The following is a 20,464-nucleotide window of genomic DNA, read 5'->3' on the forward strand; positions in this document are numbered from 1 at the left end:
CCGCCATCCGGCATTTTTATGTTACGCCTCGTCGACCCAAATCCGCATTTCACCTTCGCCACGATTGGCCCAGCTAAACCACGGAATAAACGTTAAGGTCTGCTTTTCGACCGTTGTCTGACGGTTATCAAAGCTGTACAGCGGCTTGTCACTCTCAGCGGTCAACACGCGCAGCCCTTCAGCTTGCAGCAACACTTTGCCCTTCAGCACTCCGACGCCCTGAATTTCACGCAGCTCGCTTGCTTTTGGCAGCGACAGGTTATGCAACTCAGCGCCGTTATCCGCCTGTTCCAGACAGTACACCAGCGGCCCGCGCTGAATAGCGACCTTGCCCGCAGCGTGGCGCACCAGTGGGTTGGCGTAAACGCGACGGACCGTCATCGGCAGGTTCAGGGTAATGATGTCACCTTGCTGCCACTGACGACGCAGATGCAGATAGCCCTTAATCACTCTGCCTTGTGCCGTTTCTCCGTTGACCTGCACGTGCGGTGTTTCGCACCACGCCGGTAGACGTAGCGCGACGGTATGTTCAACGGTCTTTGGCTGGCTAAAGTGAATAGTGACCCGCTCATCCCATGGATAGTTACCGCTAATGTTCAGCGCCAGGGTCTGGTCTTTTACGCTGAACTGCGCTTCGCTCCCGGCGTAGAAGTTGATAAACAGCGCGTCCGGTCGCGGGGTGAAAATATAGTGACCAATGGCGACCAGCGTGCGGGCGATATTCGGTGGGCAGCAGGCGCAGCCGAACCAGCGCTGGCGCACCGGCTTAATGTGATCGTAAATATGGTTATGTGGAATACTTTTCGGGTACGTCTCAAGCGGATTGACGTAGAAGAAGTGCTTCCCGTCCAGCGCCATTCCACCCAACACCGTATTGTAAAACGCACGCTCCATGACGTCGGCGTAGTGCGCATCACCTTCCATTTCCAGCATGCGGCGGGCGAACATCATCAGGCCGATGGAGGCGCAGCTTTCGCCGTAAGCGGTGTCGTTCGGTAAATCGTAGTCGCTGGTAAAGGCCTCGCCGATGCCCTGCGAGCCGATACCGCCGGTGATGTACATCCGCCGCTGCACCATATTGTTCCAGATGCGCAGGCAGGTTTGGCGCTTCTCTTCATCCTGGGTGATACGGGCAATGTGCGCCAGTCCGGTCATCAGATACACCGACCGCACTGCATGACCGACCGCTTCATGCTGTTCAGCGAGCGGTTTGTGCGCATGGGTGTATGTTTTGTCTTTTATCATTCCCGGCCAAGCGTCGCCCCAACCAACCCAGTGTCGGGTACCGCCGCGTTTTTCGAACTCAATATCGTAATAGTAGGGTTGTTTGCCACGTTCCTCGACGAAATAGCAGGCCAGCGCCTGGTAGCGCGGTTCCTGAGTGACTTCATACAGACGCATCAACGCCAGCTCGATTTCCGGGTGCCCAGGATAGCCGCGCAGTTGGCCTTCTTTGGGACCAAACACCGTGTCGATGTGATCGGCAAAGCGACAAGCGATGTTCAGCAGTCGACGTTTTCCGGTGGCGTTGAAGAAGGCGACTGCCGCTTCAAACAGGTGTCCGGCGCAGTAGAGCTCGTGGCATTCGGCGACGTTGGTCCAGCGCAGGCCTGGCTCCTTTACGGTATACCAGGTGTTGAGATAGCCGTCGTCACACTGCGCCTGAGCCAGCAGCTCAATCACCTCGTCGGCAGTTTTTTCAAGCACTGCATCTGGCTTCTGGCACAGCGACCAGGCTACGGCTTCCAGCCATTTGGTGACATCGCTGTCCTGGAAGACCATGCCGTAAAACTCGCCGTGTTCCAGACCGGCGGCGATGCGGTAGTTAGCCAGCGCGTGGCTGGGTTCTGCCTCGGGAATCGTGTCGTTCAGTGCTTCCCATTGGTACGGGATCACCACGTCGCGAATCAAGCGTTGGTATTCACCCAGAAATGGATCGGTGATGGTGATTCGGTTGAGATCGGCTTCAATCACAGCAGACTGCATCATGTATACCTCAGGAAATGTGTGAATGTCGTTGGTGAAGATCGGTTGAAATACGCTGCATCATCGGGCCATTGAGGCGGCATTTGAGCAGGCACAGCGCCAGTGCGAGGTGGAAAATGGCCGGCACAATGCTTTGCAATAGGGTGATGCCCTGAAGAGAAGCTGCGGTCTGATTTTCAAGACCTGGCTGGTAGGCCACCATGATCAGCAGAATACTGATAATGCCGCCGGAAGATGCCCACGAGAGCTTGATGAAAAACAGATTAAAAGCGAAGTTCATCCCGGATGAGCGCACGCCGTTTTTCCATTCGCCGTAGTCGTCGGCGAAGGCCATGATTGAGAAGTGCAGGGGGAGGGTGAAGCCGAGGATCACGCCGTTTAGTGCAATGCAGCCCAGCCACAGCATGCGGTAATCAGCTCCGGTTGGCAGGAACCACATCGCAATGCCAAATACCACCAGAATCAGGTTGGTGCAGATATACAAGCGCACCATATCGAAACGCCGCGAGAGGGGATTAACGATGATCGCGCCTAAAATGCCCGCCACTGTCAGTACACCGAAAAACAGCGACATAAACCCGGCGCTGCCCTGCAGAACATACGAAATAAAGTACATGTAGCCGCCGCCGCGAATACACAGGATATTCACCAGCAGGAAGGACATCACCAGCATCATCAGTAACTGATCGTTTTTACGCAGCCCGGCCAGATGCTCACGCAGGGTAAATTTGCCGACCAGCGACAGCGGTACGCGTTCTTTCACCCACAAGAAGCACAGTAAAAACATCACCATGCCCACGCAGCACAGTACGGTGACGCCATATTGATAACCTTTGGCCAGATTGCCCTGACCAAAGAATTCCACCATCCACGGCAGACCGACCGCAACCAGAAAGCCGGCAATACCGCTTAATACAAAACGCCAGGACTGACACGACATCACCTGATCGTGGCGGTTCGTGACGGCGTTTATCAGCGCACAGTAGGGCACATTGTTGGCGGTATAGCCCAGGGAAAGCAGGAAGTAGGTACCGAATGCCCAGGCGATTTTCATGTTGGGGCTGATATCCGGGACGGTAAAGGTCAGGATACCGATAATGCCCAAGGGAACGGCTGTCCATAATTGCCACGGACGAAAGCGCCCCCAGCGACTGCGGGTTCGGTCGGCAACCACGCCCATCACAGGGTCAGAGACGGCGTCGAAAATGCGTAGAACAAAAAACATTGCCCCGACAATGGCCGGGCTAAGCCCGAACACGTCGGTGTAGAAAAAAAGTAAAAAGCCGCTTATTAAATCTGAGATGCAGTGTCCACCAGCATCGCCTAATCCATAGCCTATCTTTTCGCGGGTTGAGAGCGTTTCTCCCGCATCAACGGTTTGTGCATCAGAATCCAGGTTATCAGCAATTGTCATAACCAATCCTCGAACAAGGGGGGATGATTTAAAAAGTCATTACGGCTTATCTCTGACAGTTTTTACTAAAGATGTAACGGTTCTGAGCATAGGGCTGTACGGGTATTTCGGTATATGACGGTTTTCTTTCTCTGTGAAAATGATCCTGGTTTTTACTAGAAATAATTATTTTATAGTGATCGGTGTCACGATAGTGGCGGTGGGAGGCGCCATTAGTGGTTCTGTTAGTTATTCTGTAGGGAAATGAGGGAGAGTTAATCATTGGCGCGTTAGTGGTATTCTTAGCGCTTAAGGAACCCGACATCGGCTTAACCACGCGTGACAGGTAAAAACGAACGGAATGGCAAACAAGACCCGAATCAAAGATATTGCAATGGCGTGCGGTGTGTCGATTGCCGCCGTGTCCCGGGCCCTGAAAGGGCAGCCAGGACTGAGCGAAGAGACCCGACAGCGGATACTGGCGATTGCCGAGTCTGAAGGTTACGATTTCGGTCGTTTACGCAGTGGCCGCATTAAGCGGCTGCTGTTTCTGCTGCACCGCGAGCACAATATAGCCAGTGCATTGCCGTTCTATTCCAGCGTGATGCTTGGGGTGGCTGACGCCTGCCGGGAAAACGATATTGCTATGAGTTTCTTGCCGATTGGCCCGGAAGATTCGCTGGCTGAACTCATTAATTTGCATCAGCCTGACGCGCTGATTGCCGCAGGGTATCTGGAAACGGAAACTCTGGTCGAGCTGCGTAAACTGGCACTGCCGGTCACGCTGGTGGATCTGTGGGCAGCGGATTTTCCCTGCGTCAATCCGGATAACTTTCATGGGGGCTTCATTGCGACACGGCATCTGCTTGAACAAGGGCGCAAACGCATTGCGTTTCTCGGCCATTCGCAGCGCCATTACAGTATCCGCCAGCGCGTAGAAGGATATCAGCAGGCGTTATTTGACGCCGGGCTGTCTTTACCCGCGGAGTACCGTGTTGAAGCACCGCCGGTCAAAGATATTGAACAGGCGCTGGTCGAGGGCATGGACAAACTGTTAGCTCTGCCGCAGCCGCCGGATGCTATCTTTGCCTATAACGATATTGCCGCGCTGGTGGCGATGCGCGTCTGCGCGCGTAAGGGGATTAACGTGCCGCAAGATATCGCGATTGTTGGCTTTGATGACATCGATGCCGCTGCCTGGGCGCATCCGGCGTTAACCACTGTGGCGGTAGATAAGCGCGAGCTTGGGCGAGATGCGTTTCGTTTACTGCTCAGCGAGCAACATGAGCGAAATTTACTGCTGCCGGTGCGGCTGGTGATCCGCGAAAGCTCGCTGAGTGCGACCGCACATTCACAGTTGCACCCTACGCGGTAATCCGGCACAGTCACGCCATGAAGAACAAAGGGCTCTCACAGTGAAACGACTCATCATTGGTATTTCTGGCGCCAGCGGTGCAATTTATGGCGTGCGGCTGTTACAGGTTTTGCGTGACGTTGCTGATGTGGAAACCCATCTGGTAATGAGTGCGGCGGCGCGTCAGACCCTGGCGCTGGAAACAGACCTGTCCGTACGTGAGGTGCAGGCATTAGCCAATGTGAATCACGACGCGCGTGATATCGCCGCCAGTATTTCATCTGGCTCATTCCAGACGGCGGGGATGGTCATTCTGCCTTGTTCCATTAAAACGCTCTCTGGTATCGTCCACAGTTATACCGATGGGCTGCTGACCCGCGCCGCTGACGTGGTGCTGAAAGAGCGTCGTCCGCTGGTGCTATGCGTACGTGAGACACCGCTACATCTGGGGCATCTGCGATTGATGACCCAGGCGGCGGAAATAGGCGCGGTAATTATGCCGCCGGTTCCGGCGTTTTATCATCGTCCCCAGACGCTTGATGATGTGATTAATCAAACGGTTAACCGTGTGCTCGACCAGTTCGACATTGCTCTCCCGCACGATCTGTTTACCCGCTGGCAGGGGGCATAAGCCGCTCCGCCAGCGTGCATATCTGCATTCCTTGCCCTGTTTCAGGGCAATTTTGTAACCGCGATCATATCCTCAACATTTAATTCGTTAAAACGTAACGAAACGCTGCGGTTCAACCGTCATACCTGCTATCTTCAAAATCAGGACAATATTGCAACGTTTTATTAACATATTTAACGTCGAATATCCTCATCGACGCGAAAATGGCATAAGACCTGCATGAAAAAGTCTGCAAACACACAACACAACGTAAAACATAATAAAATTTCGCCACTTGAGGGTTATGTATGAAGAAGACGGTACTTGCTTTGTCATTGCTGGTAGGACTTTCCGCCACCGCGGCCAGCTACGCAGCGCTTCCGCAGACAGTTCGTATTGGTACAGATACCACCTACGCCCCTTTTTCCTCTAAAGATGCCAAAGGGGATTTTGTCGGGTTTGATATCGATCTCGGCAATGAGATGTGTAAACGTATGCAGATCAAATGTACCTGGGTTGCCAGTGACTTTGATGCGCTGATCCCCTCTCTGAAAGCGAAGAAAATCGATGCCATTATCTCCTCTCTGTCTATTACCGAAAAGCGCCAGCAAGAAATCGCGTTCTCAGACAAACTTTACGCCGCAGACTCACGTCTGATTGCTGCGAAGGGTTCCCCGATCCAACCGACCCTTGATTCGCTGAAGGGAAAACATGTTGGCGTACTGCAAGGCTCAACCCAGGAAGCCTATGCTAACGATACCTGGCGCAGCAAAGGCGTGGATGTGGTGGCCTATGCGAACCAGGATCTTATCTATTCTGACCTGACGGCAGGACGTCTGGATGCCGCGTTGCAGGATGAAGTTGCGGCTAGCGAAGGATTCCTGAAACAGCCTGCGGGCAAGGACTACGATTTTGCGGGTCCTTCGGTAAAAGACAAAAAGTACTTTGGTGACGGAACCGGGATTGGCTTACGCAAAGATGACGCAGAGCTGAAAGCGGCCTTTAATAAAGCGCTCGGCGAACTGCGTCAGGATGGGACTTACGACAAAATGGCGAAAAAGTACTTTGCCTTTAATGTCTACGGCGACTAATACGCCAATACGGGAAGCGATTGCACCGTAACGGGGAACGATTACGGTGCATGATAGTTACAGTGCACTATTTTGGTGCTTTTATCGCTGACATAATGAGCATGAATGCATACTTAAGCGCTTTTCATGCAAAAAAATACCGCCAACAGGGCAGAATGCTTTGCCATGTTGGCCTGATTAATGGCACGATAACTGCACCTGGTCCTGTAAAGATCCCCTATATAAGACAGTCTGTTGAGGATAGTTATGAAAAAACTGGTGTTGTCTCTTTCTCTGGTTCTGGCGTTCTCCAGTGCTACCGCAGCATTTGCCGCTATTCCGCAAAAAGTGCGGATCGGTACCGACCCCACTTATGCCCCGTTTGAATCGAAAAATTCGCAGGGTGAATTAGTCGGTTTTGACATCGATCTGGCAAAAGAACTGTGCAAGCGTATTAATACACAATGTACCTTCGTTGAAAACCCGCTGGATGCGCTGATCCCTTCGTTAAAAGCGAAGAAAATTGATGCCATCATGTCGTCACTTTCGATCACTGAAAAACGTCAGCAGGAAATCGCCTTTACCGACAAGCTTTATGCAGCAGACTCTCGTCTGGTGGTTGCGAAAGATTCGGCTATCCAGCCGACCATTGAATCGCTGAAAGGTAAGCGTGTCGGTGTACTGCAGGGCACGACTCAGGAAACGTTTGGCAATGAACACTGGGCGCCGAAAGGTATTGAAATTGTCTCCTATCAGGGGCAGGACAATATCTACTCTGACCTGACGGCCGGGCGTATTGACGCCGCGTTCCAGGATGAAGTTGCGGCCAGCGAAGGTTTCCTGAAGCAGCCGGTAGGCAAAGATTACAAATTCGGCGGCCCGTCTGTGAAAGACGAGAAATTGTTCGGAGTGGGTACCGGTATGGGGCTGCGCAAAGAGGATAACGAACTGCGCGAAGCACTGAATAAAGCGTTTGCAGAAATGCGCGCTGACGGAACTTACGAGAAGCTGGCGAAAAAGTACTTTGATTTTGATGTTTATGGCGGTTAATCACCGCTGGTGCTGATAAAGCCCGTAGATTTTTGACGTGTTGAATTTATGCCTGATGGCGCTGCGCTTATCAGGCCTACAGCGATTTTGTAGGCCGGATAAGGCAACGCCGCCATCCGGCATTTAACAGTTTGTCTGAAATCAAAAGAGGCTTCTTACTTCACCACACACGACAGGACAGGCAGCATGTTGTATGGCTTTTCAGGTGTTATTTTACAGGGCGCAATCGTGACGCTTGAGCTTGCTCTTAGCTCGGTGGTACTGGCGGTTCTGATAGGCCTTGTCGGCGCGGGCGCAAAGCTGTCGCAAAGCCGGGCAATGGCGCTGATTTTCGAAGGGTACACGACGTTGATCCGTGGGGTACCCGATCTCGTCTTGATGTTGCTCATTTTCTACGGATTACAAATCGCACTGAACACGGTCACTGACGCGGTTGGTATCAGCCAGATTGATATTGATCCGATGGTGGCGGGGATTATTACGCTCGGTTTTATCTACGGGGCCTATTTTACTGAAACGTTCCGTGGCGCGTTTATGGCGGTTCCAAGAGGCCATATTGAAGCGGCGACGGCGTTTGGGTTTACCTCTTCGCAGATTTTTCGCCGGATTATGTTCCCGGCGATGATGCGCTACGCGCTGCCGGGGATTGGCAATAACTGGCAGGTCATTTTGAAGGCGACGGCGCTGGTTTCGCTGCTCGGACTGGAAGACGTGGTGAAAGCGACGCAGCTTGCCGGGAAGAGCACCTGGGAGCCATTCTATTTTGCCGTCGTGTGCGGGCTTATCTATCTGGTGTTTACCACCGTGTCTAATGGTGTGCTGCTGTACCTTGAGCGCCGCTACTCTGTGGGTGTGAAGAGGGCTGACCTGTGATTGAGATTATTCAGGAGTACTGGAAATCCCTGCTGTGGACCGACGGCTATCGCTTTACCGGCGTAGCGATCACCCTGTGGTTGCTGATTTCATCCGTAGTGATGGGCGGCATTCTGGCGCTGTTTTTGGCGATTGGTCGCGTATCCAGCAATAAGTTTATCCAGTTCCCCATTTGGCTATTTACCTATATTTTCCGTGGCACGCCGCTTTACGTTCAGCTACTGGTGTTTTATTCCGGGATGTACACGCTGGAAATTGTCAAAGGGACGGACCTTCTCAACGCGTTTTTCCGCAGCGGGCTGAATTGCACCGTGCTGGCATTAACGCTGAATACCTGCGCCTATACCACCGAGATCTTTGCCGGGGCGATTCGTTCGGTGCCTCATGGTGAGATTGAAGCCGCGCGCGCTTACGGTTTTTCTTCATTCAAGATGTATCGCTGCATTATTTTGCCCTCCGCATTGCGTATTGCGCTGCCTGCGTACAGCAATGAGGTTATTTTAATGCTGCACTCAACGGCGCTGGCCTTTACGGCCACGGTACCGGATTTGTTGAAAATTGCCCGCGATATCAACTCGGCGACCTACCAGCCGTTTACCGCCTTCGGTATTGCCGCCGTGCTGTATTTGATGATTTCGTATGTCCTGATCAGTCTGTTCCGTAAAGCGGAAAAACGCTGGTTGCAGCATGTAAAACCTTCGACGCACTGAGAACATGATGTCTGAGAATAAATTAAACGTTATCGATTTACACAAACACTACGGCGAACATGAAGTGCTGAAAGGGGTATCGCTGCAGGCCAATGCGGGTGATGTGATCAGTATTATCGGCTCGTCAGGCTCTGGCAAAAGTACGTTCCTGCGCTGTATTAACTTTCTTGAAAAACCGAGCGCCGGGTCGATTGTGGTCAGCGGTCAGAACATTGGCCTGGTCCGTGACAAAGACGGTCAGCTTAAGGTGGCGGATAAAAATCAGCTGCGCCTGCTGCGTACGCGCCTGACCATGGTCTTTCAACACTTTAACCTGTGGAGCCACATGACGGTGCTGGAAAACGTCATGGAAGCGCCGATTCAGGTATTAGGGCTGAACAAGCAGGAAGCCCGCGAGCGTGCGGTGAAATATCTGGCTAAAGTGGGTATTGATGAACGCGCTCAGGGTAAGTATCCGGTGCACCTGTCCGGTGGTCAGCAGCAGCGTGTCTCCATTGCGCGCGCGCTGGCTATGGAGCCGGAGGTTCTGCTGTTTGATGAACCGACGTCAGCGCTTGACCCAGAGCTGGTGGGGGAAGTATTGCGTATCATGCAACAGCTGGCCGAAGAGGGGAAAACCATGGTGGTCGTCACCCACGAAATGGGGTTTGCCCGTCATGTCTCCACGCACGTGATTTTCCTGCATCAGGGGAAAATTGAAGAAGAAGGCGATCCGGAGCAGGTCTTCGGTAATCCGCAAAGTCCACGTTTACAGCAGTTCCTTAAAGGATCGCTGAAATAAGCGCTCGATTGCCCGGTGGCGTTTTTGTTGCTTACCGGGCCTTCGGCTTCCCGCACTCCAGACGATAACCCCAGTCGTCATAATGCACACCATTCACTTCATAGGCTTGCTCGAGCACCTGTGTGTGCGCAAAACCGGTCTTTTCCAGTATGCGTACTGAGCCTTTGTTGTCCGCCAGCACCCACGCGTTTATCGCCATTACGCCAGCGTGTTCAAAGGCATAGTCGCACACCGCGCGTACCGCTTCACTGGCAATCCCTTTTCCCTGAGCGCGTGAAATAATGCAATAGCCAATATCAGCCTCTTGCGGAAAGTGATGACTAATCTGCAAACCAATATCACCGAGCGGAGTCGTGTCATGATGTTGGCGGATGACAAACGTATGGGGTGCATTAAGGCGCCGGGCGAACAGCAGGCGTGTTTCTTTTATCGGGGAGATAGTGCCCATAAAGCGCATGATGTCCGGGTTTTCGCGTAGTCGCAGGAAAAACGGCCAGTCAGTCGGTTGAAACGGGGAGAGGATAAGTCGCGGGGTGGTAATTATCGCCATAAATTCGCCATTACAGAAGTCAGGCTTATAACCTTACCACCGTAATGGCGACAGTGAACAGTCTTCGCGCTTATCGAATGACGTCGGCCAGTGCTTCCTCTAAATCATACCAGCGAAACGCAAAACCAGACGCTTCCAGCCGCTTAGGTAATGCGCGCTGACCGCCGAGAACCAGCACCGAGGATTCCCCCATCAGCAAGCGCATTGCGGTTGCGGGAACGCGTAAGACAGCAGGGCGATTCAGCGCATGGCCCAGCGCATGGGCAAATTGCTCATTACGCACCGGGTACGGCGAGACCATATTGAATGGGCCACGCAAATCGTTATCCAGCAGCCAGATGATCGCATTGACCATATCATCAATATGGATCCAGGCCAGATACTGACGTCCGTTACCGATGGGGCCGCCCAGACCAAGGCGAAACGGCGGAACCATTTTTCCGAGGATACCGCCCGCAGGTGCCAGTACGACACCGGTACGCAGCAGGCATACGCGCGTGTTATCGCTTTGCGCGCCGCAGGCAATTTGCTCCCACCGGGCGCAGAGCTTATGGGTAAATTCATTGTGCGGCGGTTCTTCTTCCGTGACGACGACTTCACCTAAGTCACCGTAGTATCCGGCAGCCGAACCTGAGATCAACGCCGTCGGTGGCGTATCGCTGGCGTTGATTAAATCGACCAGTTTCTGGGTGATACCCCAGCGACTTTGGCACAAACGCTCCTTTTGCTCAGCCGTCCAGCGCTTATCGGCGATGGGCTCTCCGGCAAGGTTAACAATCGCGTCGATGCCATTGAGGTTGGGCCTGTCCTCCAGCCCTTTCCACAGCGTAACCCGGGAGTCCAGAATCTGACGGGCCTTATCAGGGGTACGTGTTACAACGCTTATCTGATGCCCCAATTCCAGCAAGCGGGGGATCAGATGGCGTCCAATCAGGCCAGTACCACCGGTAATCAGAATCTGCATATTGCCTCCCGGATAACGATTAGCGCTGCCAGCTCAGCGTCATGGACACGGAGTCGGCGTAACGCAATGCGTGAAGTTTATCGATCTCTACTTCAGCATAAGTGACCCAGTGATGTTCGCGTGCGATATCGAGCACATCTTGGGTTAATTTTTCTAACAATGAGAAGCGGTTACTCTCTACGTGCGAAATAATGCTCTTGGTAATGGTGCGATAATTCAACGCATCGTTGATATCTTCGCTGGCGCGGGCTTTGTCTGCCGGGTAGTGGATGGCGATGTTAATGACGATATCCTGACGGTTCAGGATCTCCTCTTCTTTGATGCCAATAAACGTGCGCAGACGAAGGTTTTTTATACGAATAATTGCGTCAGGTTGTGACATTGCAGGTTTCCTCCATGTATGAACCTCTTAATGATACACGAGAATCGAATCGCGTTACCGGTTCTCACTCGGTGCGTGCTGCAGCGCACGTTCCGTGGCGGGACGGGTACGAATGCGTTCGTACCAGTTATTAACCGCCGGATAGGTATCGAGGTCGATACGCTGACGCTGATGAGCATGAATCCACGGCCAGCAAGCAATATCCGCAATGCTGTAGTGATCGCCACCTAACCAGGGGGATATTTCCAGACGTTTGTTCATCACGTTGTACAGACGCTGAGTTTCAACCTGATAGCGCTCAATGGCGTAAGGGATGGTTTGGGGGGCAAAATGATTAAAATGATGATTCTGGCCCAACATGGGACCCAGACCGCTCACCTGCCAGAACAGCCACTGCAACGTGGTGTGGCGTTCGCGTAATTCACCGCTGAGCAGCTTGCCGCTCTTCTCCGCCAGATACAGCAAAATTTCACCCGATTCAAACAGGCTGAGCGGCTTACCGCCGTCCTCCGGGGCGTTATCGATAATGGCAGGGATTTTATTGTTCGGCGAGATCTGCAGAAAATCCGGATGAAATTGATTCCCTTTGCTGATATCGACAGGAATCAGACGGTATTTCAACTGCGCCTCTTCGAGAAACAGCGTGATTTTGTGACCGTTGGGCGTTGGTGTGTAGTAGAGGTCGATCATTTTCAGCGTCCGTTGAGTGATGAACCGGGTCATGACAAGTATAGAGCCTGTTGGCGTGCGTGAGTTTTCATCAAGTGACAGGGTGAGAAAGACTCTATATTTTGAAAGCTAGCCAATCCAATCCCGAGGTCATTATGAGCAAACCTGCAATTACGCTGTGGTCAGATGCCAACTTTTTCTCCCCCTATGTGTTGTCCGTTTACGTTGCGCTACAGGAGAAAGGGCTGCCTTTTACGCTGAAAACCGTTGATCTCAGTGCGGGCGAGCATTTACAACCCACCTGGCAAGGATATGCGCTGACGCGTCGCGTCCCGGTTCTTGAGATTGACGGTTTTGAATTGAGCGAATCATCGGCGATTGCCGAGTTCCTGGAAGAGACCTTCTCGCCGCCGCAGTGGGAACGCATCTATCCGCATGATGTGCAAAAACGCGCGCGTGCCCGCCAGGTTCAGGCGTGGATCCGCAGCGACCTGATGCCTATTCGTGAAGAACGTTCCACGGACGTTGTGTTTGCCGGGGTGAAGAAAGCGCCGTTGAGTGAAGCGGGTAAAGCCAGCGCAGAAAAATTGTTCGCCACGGCGGGAAGTTTGCTTGCTCATGGGAAACAAAATTTATTTGGCGAATGGTGTATCGCAGATTGTGATTTAGCGCTAATGCTTAATCGTCTGGTGCTAAACGGAGATGACGTTCCACAGGCGTTAGCCGACTACGCCACCTTCCAGTGGCAGCGGGCTTCGGTACAACGTTTTATCGCGCTTTCAGCGAAGCGTTCCTGCTGATAATCGAGCGATAATCCAGTATCATTAAACGGTATTATACGACGAGGAGTGAGTGATGAAGCTGATGTTCGCATCGGACATTCATGGGTCGTTGCCAGCCACGGAGCGCGTACTTGAACTGTTTGCCCAAAGCGGGGCGCGATGGCTGGTGATATTGGGTGATATTTTAAACCACGGACCGCGTAATGCGCTGCCACAAGGTTATGCACCTGCGCAGGTTGCTGACCGCTTGAACGCGCTGGCGTCACGTATTATTGCGGTACGTGGTAATTGCGATAGCGAAGTGGATCAGATGCTCCTGCATTTTCCAATAACTGCGCCATGGCAGCAGGTTCTGATGGATAATCAGCGGCTCTTTTTGACGCATGGGCATCTTTATGGCCCGGAAAACCTCCCGGTGCTGAATGCGGGTGATGTGCTGATTTATGGGCATACGCATCTGCCGGTTGCCGAGAAGCGTGGTGATATTTACCACTTTAACCCCGGCTCGGTCAGTATTCCGAAAGGGGGTTTTACGGCAAGTTACGGGATTCTGGATGATAATGTTCTCAGCGTAATGGCACTCAATGATCAAAGTATCATTGCGCAGATCGAGATTAATCCGTAAGTTACCCCACAAACGTAAACGCGCCGTAAGAGCGCTAGAAAAAAGAAGGTTTCCTGATGGTGGAACAGCATCGTTTGGCAAGTACGGAATGGGTGGATATTGTGAATGAAGACAATGAAGTCATCGCACAGTCCAGCCGTGAACAAATGCGGGCGCAGCGCTTACGTCATCGCGCAACGTATATCGTCGTGCATGATGGTATGGGCAAAATTCTGGTTCAGCGTCGTACCGAGACAAAAGATTTTTTGCCCGGCATGCTGGATGCTACCGCGGGTGGTGTTGTTCAGGCTGATGAGCAAATGCTTGAATCTGCCCGCCGTGAAGCGGAAGAAGAGTTGGGCATTGCAGGCGTACCGTTTGCTGAACACGGTCAGTTTTATTTTGAAGACCAACACTGTCGCGTATGGGGAGGGCTGTTTAGCTGCGTATCCCACGGTCCGTTCGCGCTGCAGGAAGAAGAAATTAGCGAAGTCTGCTGGCTAACGCCGGAAGAAATTACCGCGCGCTGTGATGAGTTCACACCGGACTCGCTGAAAGCGCTGGCGCTGTGGATGACCCGCAACGCCAAGAATGAAGGGGCGAAAGCCGAAAAACAGGAAGAGGCGGAGTAAACACCGCTTATCCAGCCTACCCAGTAATGCAATCGGGTAGGCCGGGTGACACGCTTTGACATCGCCAACCGGCGTTGTGAATTAGTGATACCCCATTATCTGCGCACCAATCACCACCACGCTGGACATAATAAACAGCAGGCCCAGCAGTGTGGCACCTACCTTCAGCCAGTTACGGAAGTCCACCCGGCAAACGCCTAACGTCGCCATTAATGATGCTGATGTTGGATAGATAATGTGGCTGAATCCGTCACCAAACTGGAAGGCCAGCACGGTCACCTGACGGTTTACGCCGACCAGATCGCCCAGAGGCGCTAACAGTGGCATAGTGAGCGCTGCCTGGCCCGAACCGGAAGTGACGAAGAAATTAAATACCGCCTGGAACAGCAGCATAAACCACGCCGCAATGGCATTGTCCAGGCCGCTAATGCCGTTGGCGATGCTGTGCAGCAGGGTATTCAGCACACTCGCATCGCCTGCCTCACCATTACCAACCAGCAGTAATATCCCCTTGGCAAAACCGACCAGCAGGGCCGGGGCAATCATCATGCGTGCCCCCTCAGTGAATGAGGAAGCCATGATGTTAACCGTCATTCCGTTGAGCCGGAAGACAACGCCGATAATGCCAATCACCAGACCCATAGTGAAAAACTGGCTGGCGATTTCAGGAATGAACCATGCGTTGACGATAACGCCCCAGACAACCCAGATCATTACCGCAGTGAGGACGATCAGTACCAGCCAGTCACCCAGCGTGAAGCGTCGCTCTACCACCTCGTCCTGCTGTTCGCGGAAAAAACGGTCTGATTCATGAACGCGGGATAGCAGGGGGTTTTTCTTGATGCGTGTTGCGTAGGCCAGCGTAAAAGTCAGGCCAATCATTGTGGCAACGACCCACACCACGATACGCAAACCAGAGCCGGAGAGTACCGGGACGCCTGCAATGCCCTGTGCGACAACCACACAGAACGGGTTCATCCATGAACTGGCAAAGCCGATTTGGGTGGCAATGTAGGTCACCAGCACGGTGGTAATACTGTCGTAACCTAAGCGCACCATGAGTGGGGCGATGATAATGGCAAAGGCGACCGCCTCTTCTCCCATACCAAAGACCGCGCCACCCAATGAGAAGAGGATAAACAGCACCGGGATGAACAAGACCTCGTTACCCCGGGTATGGCGGATGAGCGCCAGGATGCCGTTATCAATGGTTCCGGTGCGCATAACAATGCCAAACGCGCCGCCGATCACCAGCATAAACATAATGATGCCAACGGCAGTACCGAATTTAGAGCCGGAGGTTAACCCTTCGAACGGAAAATTCATCAGCCCGGGACTTTCATCGCCGGTGGTGAAAAATTTCACCCGGTGATACTGCTCTTCGCCGGCATCGTTGGTCAGAATGCGAAAAGAGTGGGGATCGACCACTTTACGGGTTTTGGTTTGCCCATCAACCTGGTACTGCACTTCTTGACTGTCGAACATGCCGACGGGAACAACCCAGGTGGCCAGGCTGGTTAAAATAGCGACGAAAAAAATAATCACCAGCGTATCGGGCATAGCCCATTTTTTCGCGGATTGTGATTCTGTAACTGCAGACATGACAGACTATCCCTGTTGCAAAGCAAAGAGACTAAGTATGAGAAGAGAAGAATAGTTATTCATTGATGCAGCGCAGCTAAGCAAAATTTTCAGAATTTGCGACTGCAATTGCGGAGATAAAAAAGCCGGAAATATCAGCTATTTCCGGCTTTCATGAGCATGATGTGTAGGCCGGATAAGGCGCTTGGCGCCACTATCCGACACACGCAGAAAATTACTGCTGTTGCTGGGAAGACTGGATCGCGGTCAGTGCGATGGTGTAGACGATATCGTCTACCAGCGCGCCACGAGACAGATCGTTCACCGGCTTGCGCATACCCTGCAGCATCGGCCCGATGGAGATCAGGTCGGCAGAACGCTGTACCGCTTTGTAGGTGGTGTTACCGGTGTTCAGATCCGGGAAGATGAACACGGTAGCGCGACCTGCAACCGGAGAGTTCGGCGCTTTAGATTTCGCAACGTCAGCCATAACAGCGGCGTCGTACTGCAGCGGACCGTCGATCATCAGGTCTGGACGTTTTTCCTGAGCCAGACGCGTTGCTTCGCGGACTTTCTCAACGTCGCTACCTGCACCAGAGGTGCCGGTAGAGTAGGAGAGCATCGCTACGCGAGGTTCAATACCGAAGGCCGTTGCGGAGTCTGCGGACTGGATGGCGATTTCTGCCAGCTGTTCTGCAGTCGGATCCGGGTTGATCGCGCAGTCGCCGTAAACGTAAACCTGATCCGGCAGCAGCATGAAGAACACAGAAGACACCAGAGAGCTGCCCGGTGCAGTTTTGATCAGCTGCAGCGGTGGGCGAATGGTGTTTGCGGTGGTGTGAACAGCACCGGAAACCAGGCCGTCAACGTCGTCCTGCTCCAGCATCAGGGTACCGAGAACCACGTTGTCTTCCAGCTGTTCGCGGGCAACGGTTTCAGTCATACCTTTGTTTTTACGCAGTTCGACCAGGCGGGCCACGTAGCTTTCGCGAACCACATCCGGGTCAACGATTTCTACGCCTGCGCCCAGTTCAACGCCCTGAGACGCTGCAACACGGGTGATTTCATCCGGGTTACCCAGCAGTACGCAGGTCGCGATACCACGTTCAGCACAGATAGCTGCCGCTTTAACAGTACGCGGTTCGTCGCCTTCTGGCAGAACTACGCGTTTGCCTGCTTTACGCGCCAGCTCGGTCAGCTGGTAGCGGAACGCTGGCGGAGACAGACGACGGCTGCGCTCAGAGGTCGCAGTCAGGGATTCAACCCAGTCAGCGTTGATGTAGTTAGCAACGTATTCCTGAACTTTCTCGATGCGCTCGTGATCGTCAACCGGGACTTCCAGGTTGAAGCTCTGCAGGCTCAGGGAGGTCTGCCAGGTGTTGGTGTTTACCATGAATACCGGCAGGCCGGTTTCGAATGCACGTTCGCACAGTTTTGTAATGCGCGCGTCCATTTCGTAACCGCCAGTCAGCAGCAGAGCACCGATTTCTACGCCGTTCATTGCCGCCAGGCATGCTGCAACCAGCACGTCAGGACGATCGGCAGAGGTCACCAGCAGAGAACCGGCACGGAAATGCTCGAGCATGTGCGGAATGCTGCGTGCGCAGAAAGTCACAGACTTCACGCGACGGGTATTGATATCGCCTTCGTTAACGATGGTGGCGTTCAGGTGACGCGCCATATCGATTGCACGAGTGGCGATCAGATCAAAGCTCCACGGCACCGCGCCCAGAACCGGCAGCGGGCTGGATTCTTGCAGTTTAGCCGGGTCAACTTTAACCACTTTCGCTTTGGAGGAGTCGTCAAAAATTTCGGACAGATCCGGGCGAGTACGGCCCTGCTCATCAACCGGTGCGTTCAGTTTGTTAACGATAACGCCGGTGATGTTGGTATTTTTAGCGCCGCCGAAGCTGCTGCGAGTCAGTTCAATACGCTCGTTCAGCTGTTCCGGGGTGTCAGTGCCCTGAGACATTACGAAGACGATTTCTGCATTCAGCGTTTTCGCAATTTCGTAGTTCAGAGACTGAGCGAACTGGTGCTTACGGGTTGGGACCAGGCCTTCAACCAGCACCACTTCAGCATTTTTGGTGTTCGCGTGGTAGTTTGCGATGATCTCTTCCATCAGCACATCTTTCTGATTGCTGGAGAGCAGAGACTCAACGTGGCTCATCTTCAGCGGCTCAGCGGCTGGCAGAGACGAGTTCGCACGGACAATCGCAGTAGTCTGGTCTGGCGCATCGCCACCGGCACGCGGTTGAGCGATCGGCTTAAAGACGCTCAGACTTACGCCTTTACGTTCCATTGCACGGATCACGCCAAGGCTGACGCTGGTCAGACCGACGCTGGTTCCGGTAGGGATCAGCATAATAATACGGGACACGGTTTATCCTCTTTCGTTACCGTCGATTTCGACGGGTTACAAAACAGCACCGCCAGCTAGGCTGGCGGTGTGAAATCAGGCAGTCAGACGGCTCGCGTCTTGCGCGATAACCAGTTCTTCGTTGGTTGGGATAACCACCGCAGGACGGGTACCTTCTTTGTTGATGAAACCAGATTTGCCGAAACGTGCGGCCAGGTTACGTTCGTGGTCAACGTCAAAGCCCAGAACGCCCAGTTTGCCCAGGGACAGTTCACGAACCATCGCGGCGTTTTCACCGATACCACCGGTGAAGACGACGGCGTCCAGACGACCGTCCATCAGTGCAGTGTAAGAACCGATGTATTTCGCCAGACGGTGACAGTAAACGTCCATTGCACGTTTAGCGTCTTCTTTGGTCTCGTAGTTGTCTTCAACATAGCGGCAGTCGCTGGTGACTTCGGTCAGGCCCAGCAGGCCAGACTCTTTGGTCAGCATTTTGTTGATTTGGTCAACGCTCATGCCCAGGGTGTCGTGCAGGTGGAAGATAATCGCCGGGTCGATGTCACCGGAACGCGTACCCATCACCAGACCTTCCAGCGGGGTCAGACCCATGGAGGTATCAACACATTTACCGTTACGGATAGCAGACACAGAACCACCGTTGCCCAGGTGGCAAGTGATGATGTTCAGTTCATCAACCGGTTTGTTCAGCATTTTTGCCGCTTCTTGAGTGACGAAGAAGTGGCTGGTGCCGTGTGCGCCATAGCGACGAACACCGTGCTCTCTGTACAGGCTGTACGGCAGAGCGTAGAGGTAAGACTCTTCCGGCATAGTCTGATGGAACGCGGTGTCAAACACGGCCACGTTTTTGTCTTTCAGATTAGGGAAAGATTTCAGCGCTTCTGCAATACCGATCAGGTGAGCCGGGTTGTGCAGCGGTGCGAAAGAGGCAGAATCTTTGATGCCCTGAATAACGGAATCATCGATAACCACGGAGCTGGTATACTTCTCGCCGCCGTGTACGATACGGTGACCAATCGCAGTCAATTGCGCGGACAATTCCGGTTTTTGTGCCAGAATAGTGTTAACGATGAAGTTCAGCGCTTCACTGTGAGCGGCGCCTGCACCTAAAGCCGCTTCTTGTTTACCGCCGTCCATTTTCCACTTGATACGTGCTTCTGGGAGATGGAAACATTCGGCTAAACCAGAAAGGTATTCTTCACCGTTTACTGCATCGATGATGGCAAATTTCAGTGAGGAGCTACCGCAGTTCAGAACCAGTACTAACTTACTCGACATGGAAGTACCTATTTATGGATACGTGGCTAAAAAAACGTCATGGAGCCAAAGAGCGTAGCGCATGATGACACCGACGTTTATGATTAACATCATGCGCCGTTGTCTTTTTGGGCATGATGGAATAAATACCTTTGAGTCTATGTCATTTTGCGTATTTTTCAGCCAATGGCATACTGTATGCCAATTTGACGACTCAATGATTTTGGACTAAAGGCCTTACAGGCCGACACAGGATACCTGATTGTGGGTATCGAAGACAAAATGTTTTGAACGATGTCCCTTGCAGTTGTTGTTTTGCACAAATTTTTTAAATTTTATATGTGAAGTTGAGGTAACCGCCATGTCGACACCGGATAATCGCTCCGTAAATTTTTTCAGTTTGTTTCGCCGGGGGCAGCACTACGCTAAGACGTGGCCGATGGAAAAGCGCCTGGCGCCCGTATTTGTTGAGAATCGCGTAATCCGCATGACGCGTTACGCGACCCGTTTTATGCCGCCGATTGCCGTCTTTACCCTGTGCTGGCAAATCGCGCTGGGTGGGCAACTGGGACCGGCCGTAGCGACCGCGCTGTTTGCGCTCAGCCTGCCAATGCAGGGCATGTGGTGGTTAGGTAAACGTTCCGTTACGCCGTTGCCGCCCTCGATTCTCAACTGGTTCTATGAAGTCCGGGGTAAATTACAAGAGGCCGGCCAGGCACTAGCTCCGGTGGAAGGGAAGCCTGATTATCAAGCGCTAGCTGACACGCTTAAGCGCGCCTTCAAACAACTGGATAAAACTTTTCTCGATGATTTGTAATTGACCCCTGATTACGCAT

General features: G+C 52.9%; 20 protein-coding genes. 11 read left to right on the forward strand and 9 right to left on the reverse strand.

Translation table 11 applies throughout. The features are described from left to right. Window positions 1-21: 21 nt before the first annotated feature. Together FDX01_RS11390 and FDX01_RS11395 are read right to left on the reverse strand one after the other, a co-directional pair. A complete protein-coding gene (locus tag FDX01_RS11390; RefSeq protein ID WP_117343400.1) occupies window positions 22-1,989 on the reverse strand; it encodes a beta-L-arabinofuranosidase domain-containing protein in 1,968 nt (655 codons plus the stop codon). A 7-nt stretch (window positions 1,990-1,996) separates the two neighbouring features. After that, window positions 1,997-3,400 carry an MFS transporter gene (locus FDX01_RS11395; RefSeq protein ID WP_115257898.1) on the reverse strand — a complete coding sequence of 468 codons (1,404 nt, stop codon included), beginning with the start codon at window positions 3,398-3,400 and terminating at the stop codon, window positions 1,997-1,999. A gap of 340 nt (window positions 3,401-3,740) precedes the next feature. Between FDX01_RS11395 and FDX01_RS11400 the strand changes: the two genes are divergently transcribed. From FDX01_RS11400 to hisP, 7 genes are all read left to right on the forward strand, one after another. Continuing rightward, a complete protein-coding gene (locus FDX01_RS11400; protein WP_117343401.1) occupies window positions 3,741-4,754 on the forward strand; it encodes a LacI family DNA-binding transcriptional regulator in 1,014 nt (337 codons plus the stop codon). Between the two features lie 40 nt (window positions 4,755-4,794). Then, window positions 4,795-5,364, forward strand: coding sequence for a UbiX family flavin prenyltransferase (locus tag FDX01_RS11405; protein WP_096756350.1), 570 nt, complete (start codon window positions 4,795-4,797; stop codon window positions 5,362-5,364). A 287-nt stretch (window positions 5,365-5,651) separates the two neighbouring features. Continuing rightward, window positions 5,652-6,434, forward strand: coding sequence for a lysine/arginine/ornithine ABC transporter substrate-binding protein ArgT (gene argT / locus FDX01_RS11410; protein ID WP_096756351.1), 783 nt, complete (start codon window positions 5,652-5,654; stop codon window positions 6,432-6,434). Between the two features lie 246 nt (window positions 6,435-6,680). Next, window positions 6,681-7,463, forward strand: a complete 783-nt coding sequence (gene hisJ, locus FDX01_RS11415) for a histidine ABC transporter substrate-binding protein HisJ (RefSeq protein ID WP_096756352.1) — start codon at window positions 6,681-6,683, stop codon at window positions 7,461-7,463. A gap of 186 nt (window positions 7,464-7,649) precedes the next feature. Continuing rightward, a complete protein-coding gene (locus FDX01_RS11420; RefSeq protein WP_096756353.1) occupies window positions 7,650-8,336 on the forward strand; it encodes a histidine ABC transporter permease HisQ in 687 nt (228 codons plus the stop codon). Continuing rightward, window positions 8,333-9,046: a histidine ABC transporter permease HisM gene (gene hisM, locus FDX01_RS11425; RefSeq protein WP_096756354.1), complete on the forward strand. Its 714-nt coding sequence runs from the start codon at window positions 8,333-8,335 to the stop codon at window positions 9,044-9,046. The genes FDX01_RS11420 and hisM overlap by 4 nt, the downstream gene beginning before the upstream one ends. A 7-nt stretch (window positions 9,047-9,053) precedes the next feature. Beyond that, complete coding sequence (hisP, locus tag FDX01_RS11430; RefSeq protein ID WP_096756355.1) at window positions 9,054-9,827, forward strand: histidine ABC transporter ATP-binding protein HisP; 774 nt, start codon at window positions 9,054-9,056, stop codon at window positions 9,825-9,827. 31 nt (window positions 9,828-9,858) lie between these two features. Here the strand turns inward: hisP and FDX01_RS11435 are convergent, their stop codons facing one another. The 4 genes from FDX01_RS11435 to yfcG all read right to left on the reverse strand — a co-directional run bounded on the left by FDX01_RS11435 (window position 9,859) and on the right by yfcG (window position 12,413). Continuing rightward, entirely contained in the window at window positions 9,859-10,377 is a 519-nt protein-coding gene (locus FDX01_RS11435; RefSeq protein WP_137399792.1) for a GNAT family N-acetyltransferase, read from the reverse strand. A gap of 70 nt (window positions 10,378-10,447) precedes the next feature. After that, window positions 10,448-11,341, reverse strand: a complete 894-nt coding sequence (locus FDX01_RS11440; RefSeq protein ID WP_096756357.1) for a TIGR01777 family oxidoreductase — start codon at window positions 11,339-11,341, stop codon at window positions 10,448-10,450. 19 nt (window positions 11,342-11,360) lie between these two features. Next, window positions 11,361-11,723, reverse strand: a complete 363-nt coding sequence (gene folX, locus FDX01_RS11445; RefSeq protein ID WP_096756358.1) for a dihydroneopterin triphosphate 2'-epimerase — start codon at window positions 11,721-11,723, stop codon at window positions 11,361-11,363. Between the two features lie 54 nt (window positions 11,724-11,777). Beyond that, the gene (gene yfcG, locus FDX01_RS11450) at window positions 11,778-12,413 is read right to left on the reverse strand and encodes a GSH-dependent disulfide bond oxidoreductase (RefSeq protein WP_137399853.1); all 636 of its coding nucleotides are present in this window, start codon (window positions 12,411-12,413) and stop codon (window positions 11,778-11,780) included. Between the two features lie 134 nt (window positions 12,414-12,547). On the opposite strand from yfcG, the gene yfcF reads away from it, so the two are divergent. Genes yfcF through yfcD form a run of 3 tightly spaced genes read left to right on the forward strand, consistent with a single transcriptional unit; the run spans window position 12,548 to window position 14,410 of the window. After that, on the forward strand, window positions 12,548-13,192 hold the full coding sequence (gene yfcF / locus FDX01_RS11455; RefSeq protein WP_135911678.1) for a glutathione transferase: 645 nt from the start codon (window positions 12,548-12,550) through the stop codon (window positions 13,190-13,192). Between the two features lie 55 nt (window positions 13,193-13,247). After that, window positions 13,248-13,799, forward strand: a complete 552-nt coding sequence (yfcE, locus tag FDX01_RS11460; protein WP_137399793.1) for a phosphodiesterase — start codon at window positions 13,248-13,250, stop codon at window positions 13,797-13,799. A 56-nt stretch (window positions 13,800-13,855) separates the two neighbouring features. Continuing rightward, complete coding sequence (gene yfcD, locus FDX01_RS11465) at window positions 13,856-14,410, forward strand: NUDIX hydrolase YfcD (RefSeq protein WP_096756361.1); 555 nt, start codon at window positions 13,856-13,858, stop codon at window positions 14,408-14,410. Window positions 14,411-14,491: 81 nt separating this feature from the next. Here the strand turns inward: yfcD and yfcC are convergent, their stop codons facing one another. From yfcC to ackA, 3 genes are all read right to left on the reverse strand, one after another. After that, the gene (gene yfcC, locus FDX01_RS11470; RefSeq protein ID WP_117343405.1) at window positions 14,492-16,012 is read right to left on the reverse strand and encodes a putative basic amino acid antiporter YfcC; all 1,521 of its coding nucleotides are present in this window, start codon (window positions 16,010-16,012) and stop codon (window positions 14,492-14,494) included. 214 nt (window positions 16,013-16,226) lie between these two features. Further along, window positions 16,227-18,371, reverse strand: coding sequence for a phosphate acetyltransferase (gene pta / locus FDX01_RS11475; RefSeq protein ID WP_096756363.1), 2,145 nt, complete (start codon window positions 18,369-18,371; stop codon window positions 16,227-16,229). Window positions 18,372-18,446: 75 nt separating this feature from the next. Beyond that, the gene (gene ackA / locus FDX01_RS11480; protein ID WP_115257905.1) at window positions 18,447-19,649 is read right to left on the reverse strand and encodes an acetate kinase; all 1,203 of its coding nucleotides are present in this window, start codon (window positions 19,647-19,649) and stop codon (window positions 18,447-18,449) included. Window positions 19,650-19,989: 340 nt separating this feature from the next. Between ackA and yfbV the strand changes: the two genes are divergently transcribed. Further along, window positions 19,990-20,445, forward strand: coding sequence for a terminus macrodomain insulation protein YfbV (gene yfbV / locus FDX01_RS11485; RefSeq protein WP_045445597.1), 456 nt, complete (start codon window positions 19,990-19,992; stop codon window positions 20,443-20,445). Window positions 20,446-20,464 lie beyond the last annotated feature (19 nt).

The sequence above is a fragment of the Citrobacter sp. wls613 genome (genome assembly GCF_005281195.1).
GTDB lineage: Bacteria > Pseudomonadota > Gammaproteobacteria > Enterobacterales > Enterobacteriaceae > Citrobacter > Citrobacter gillenii.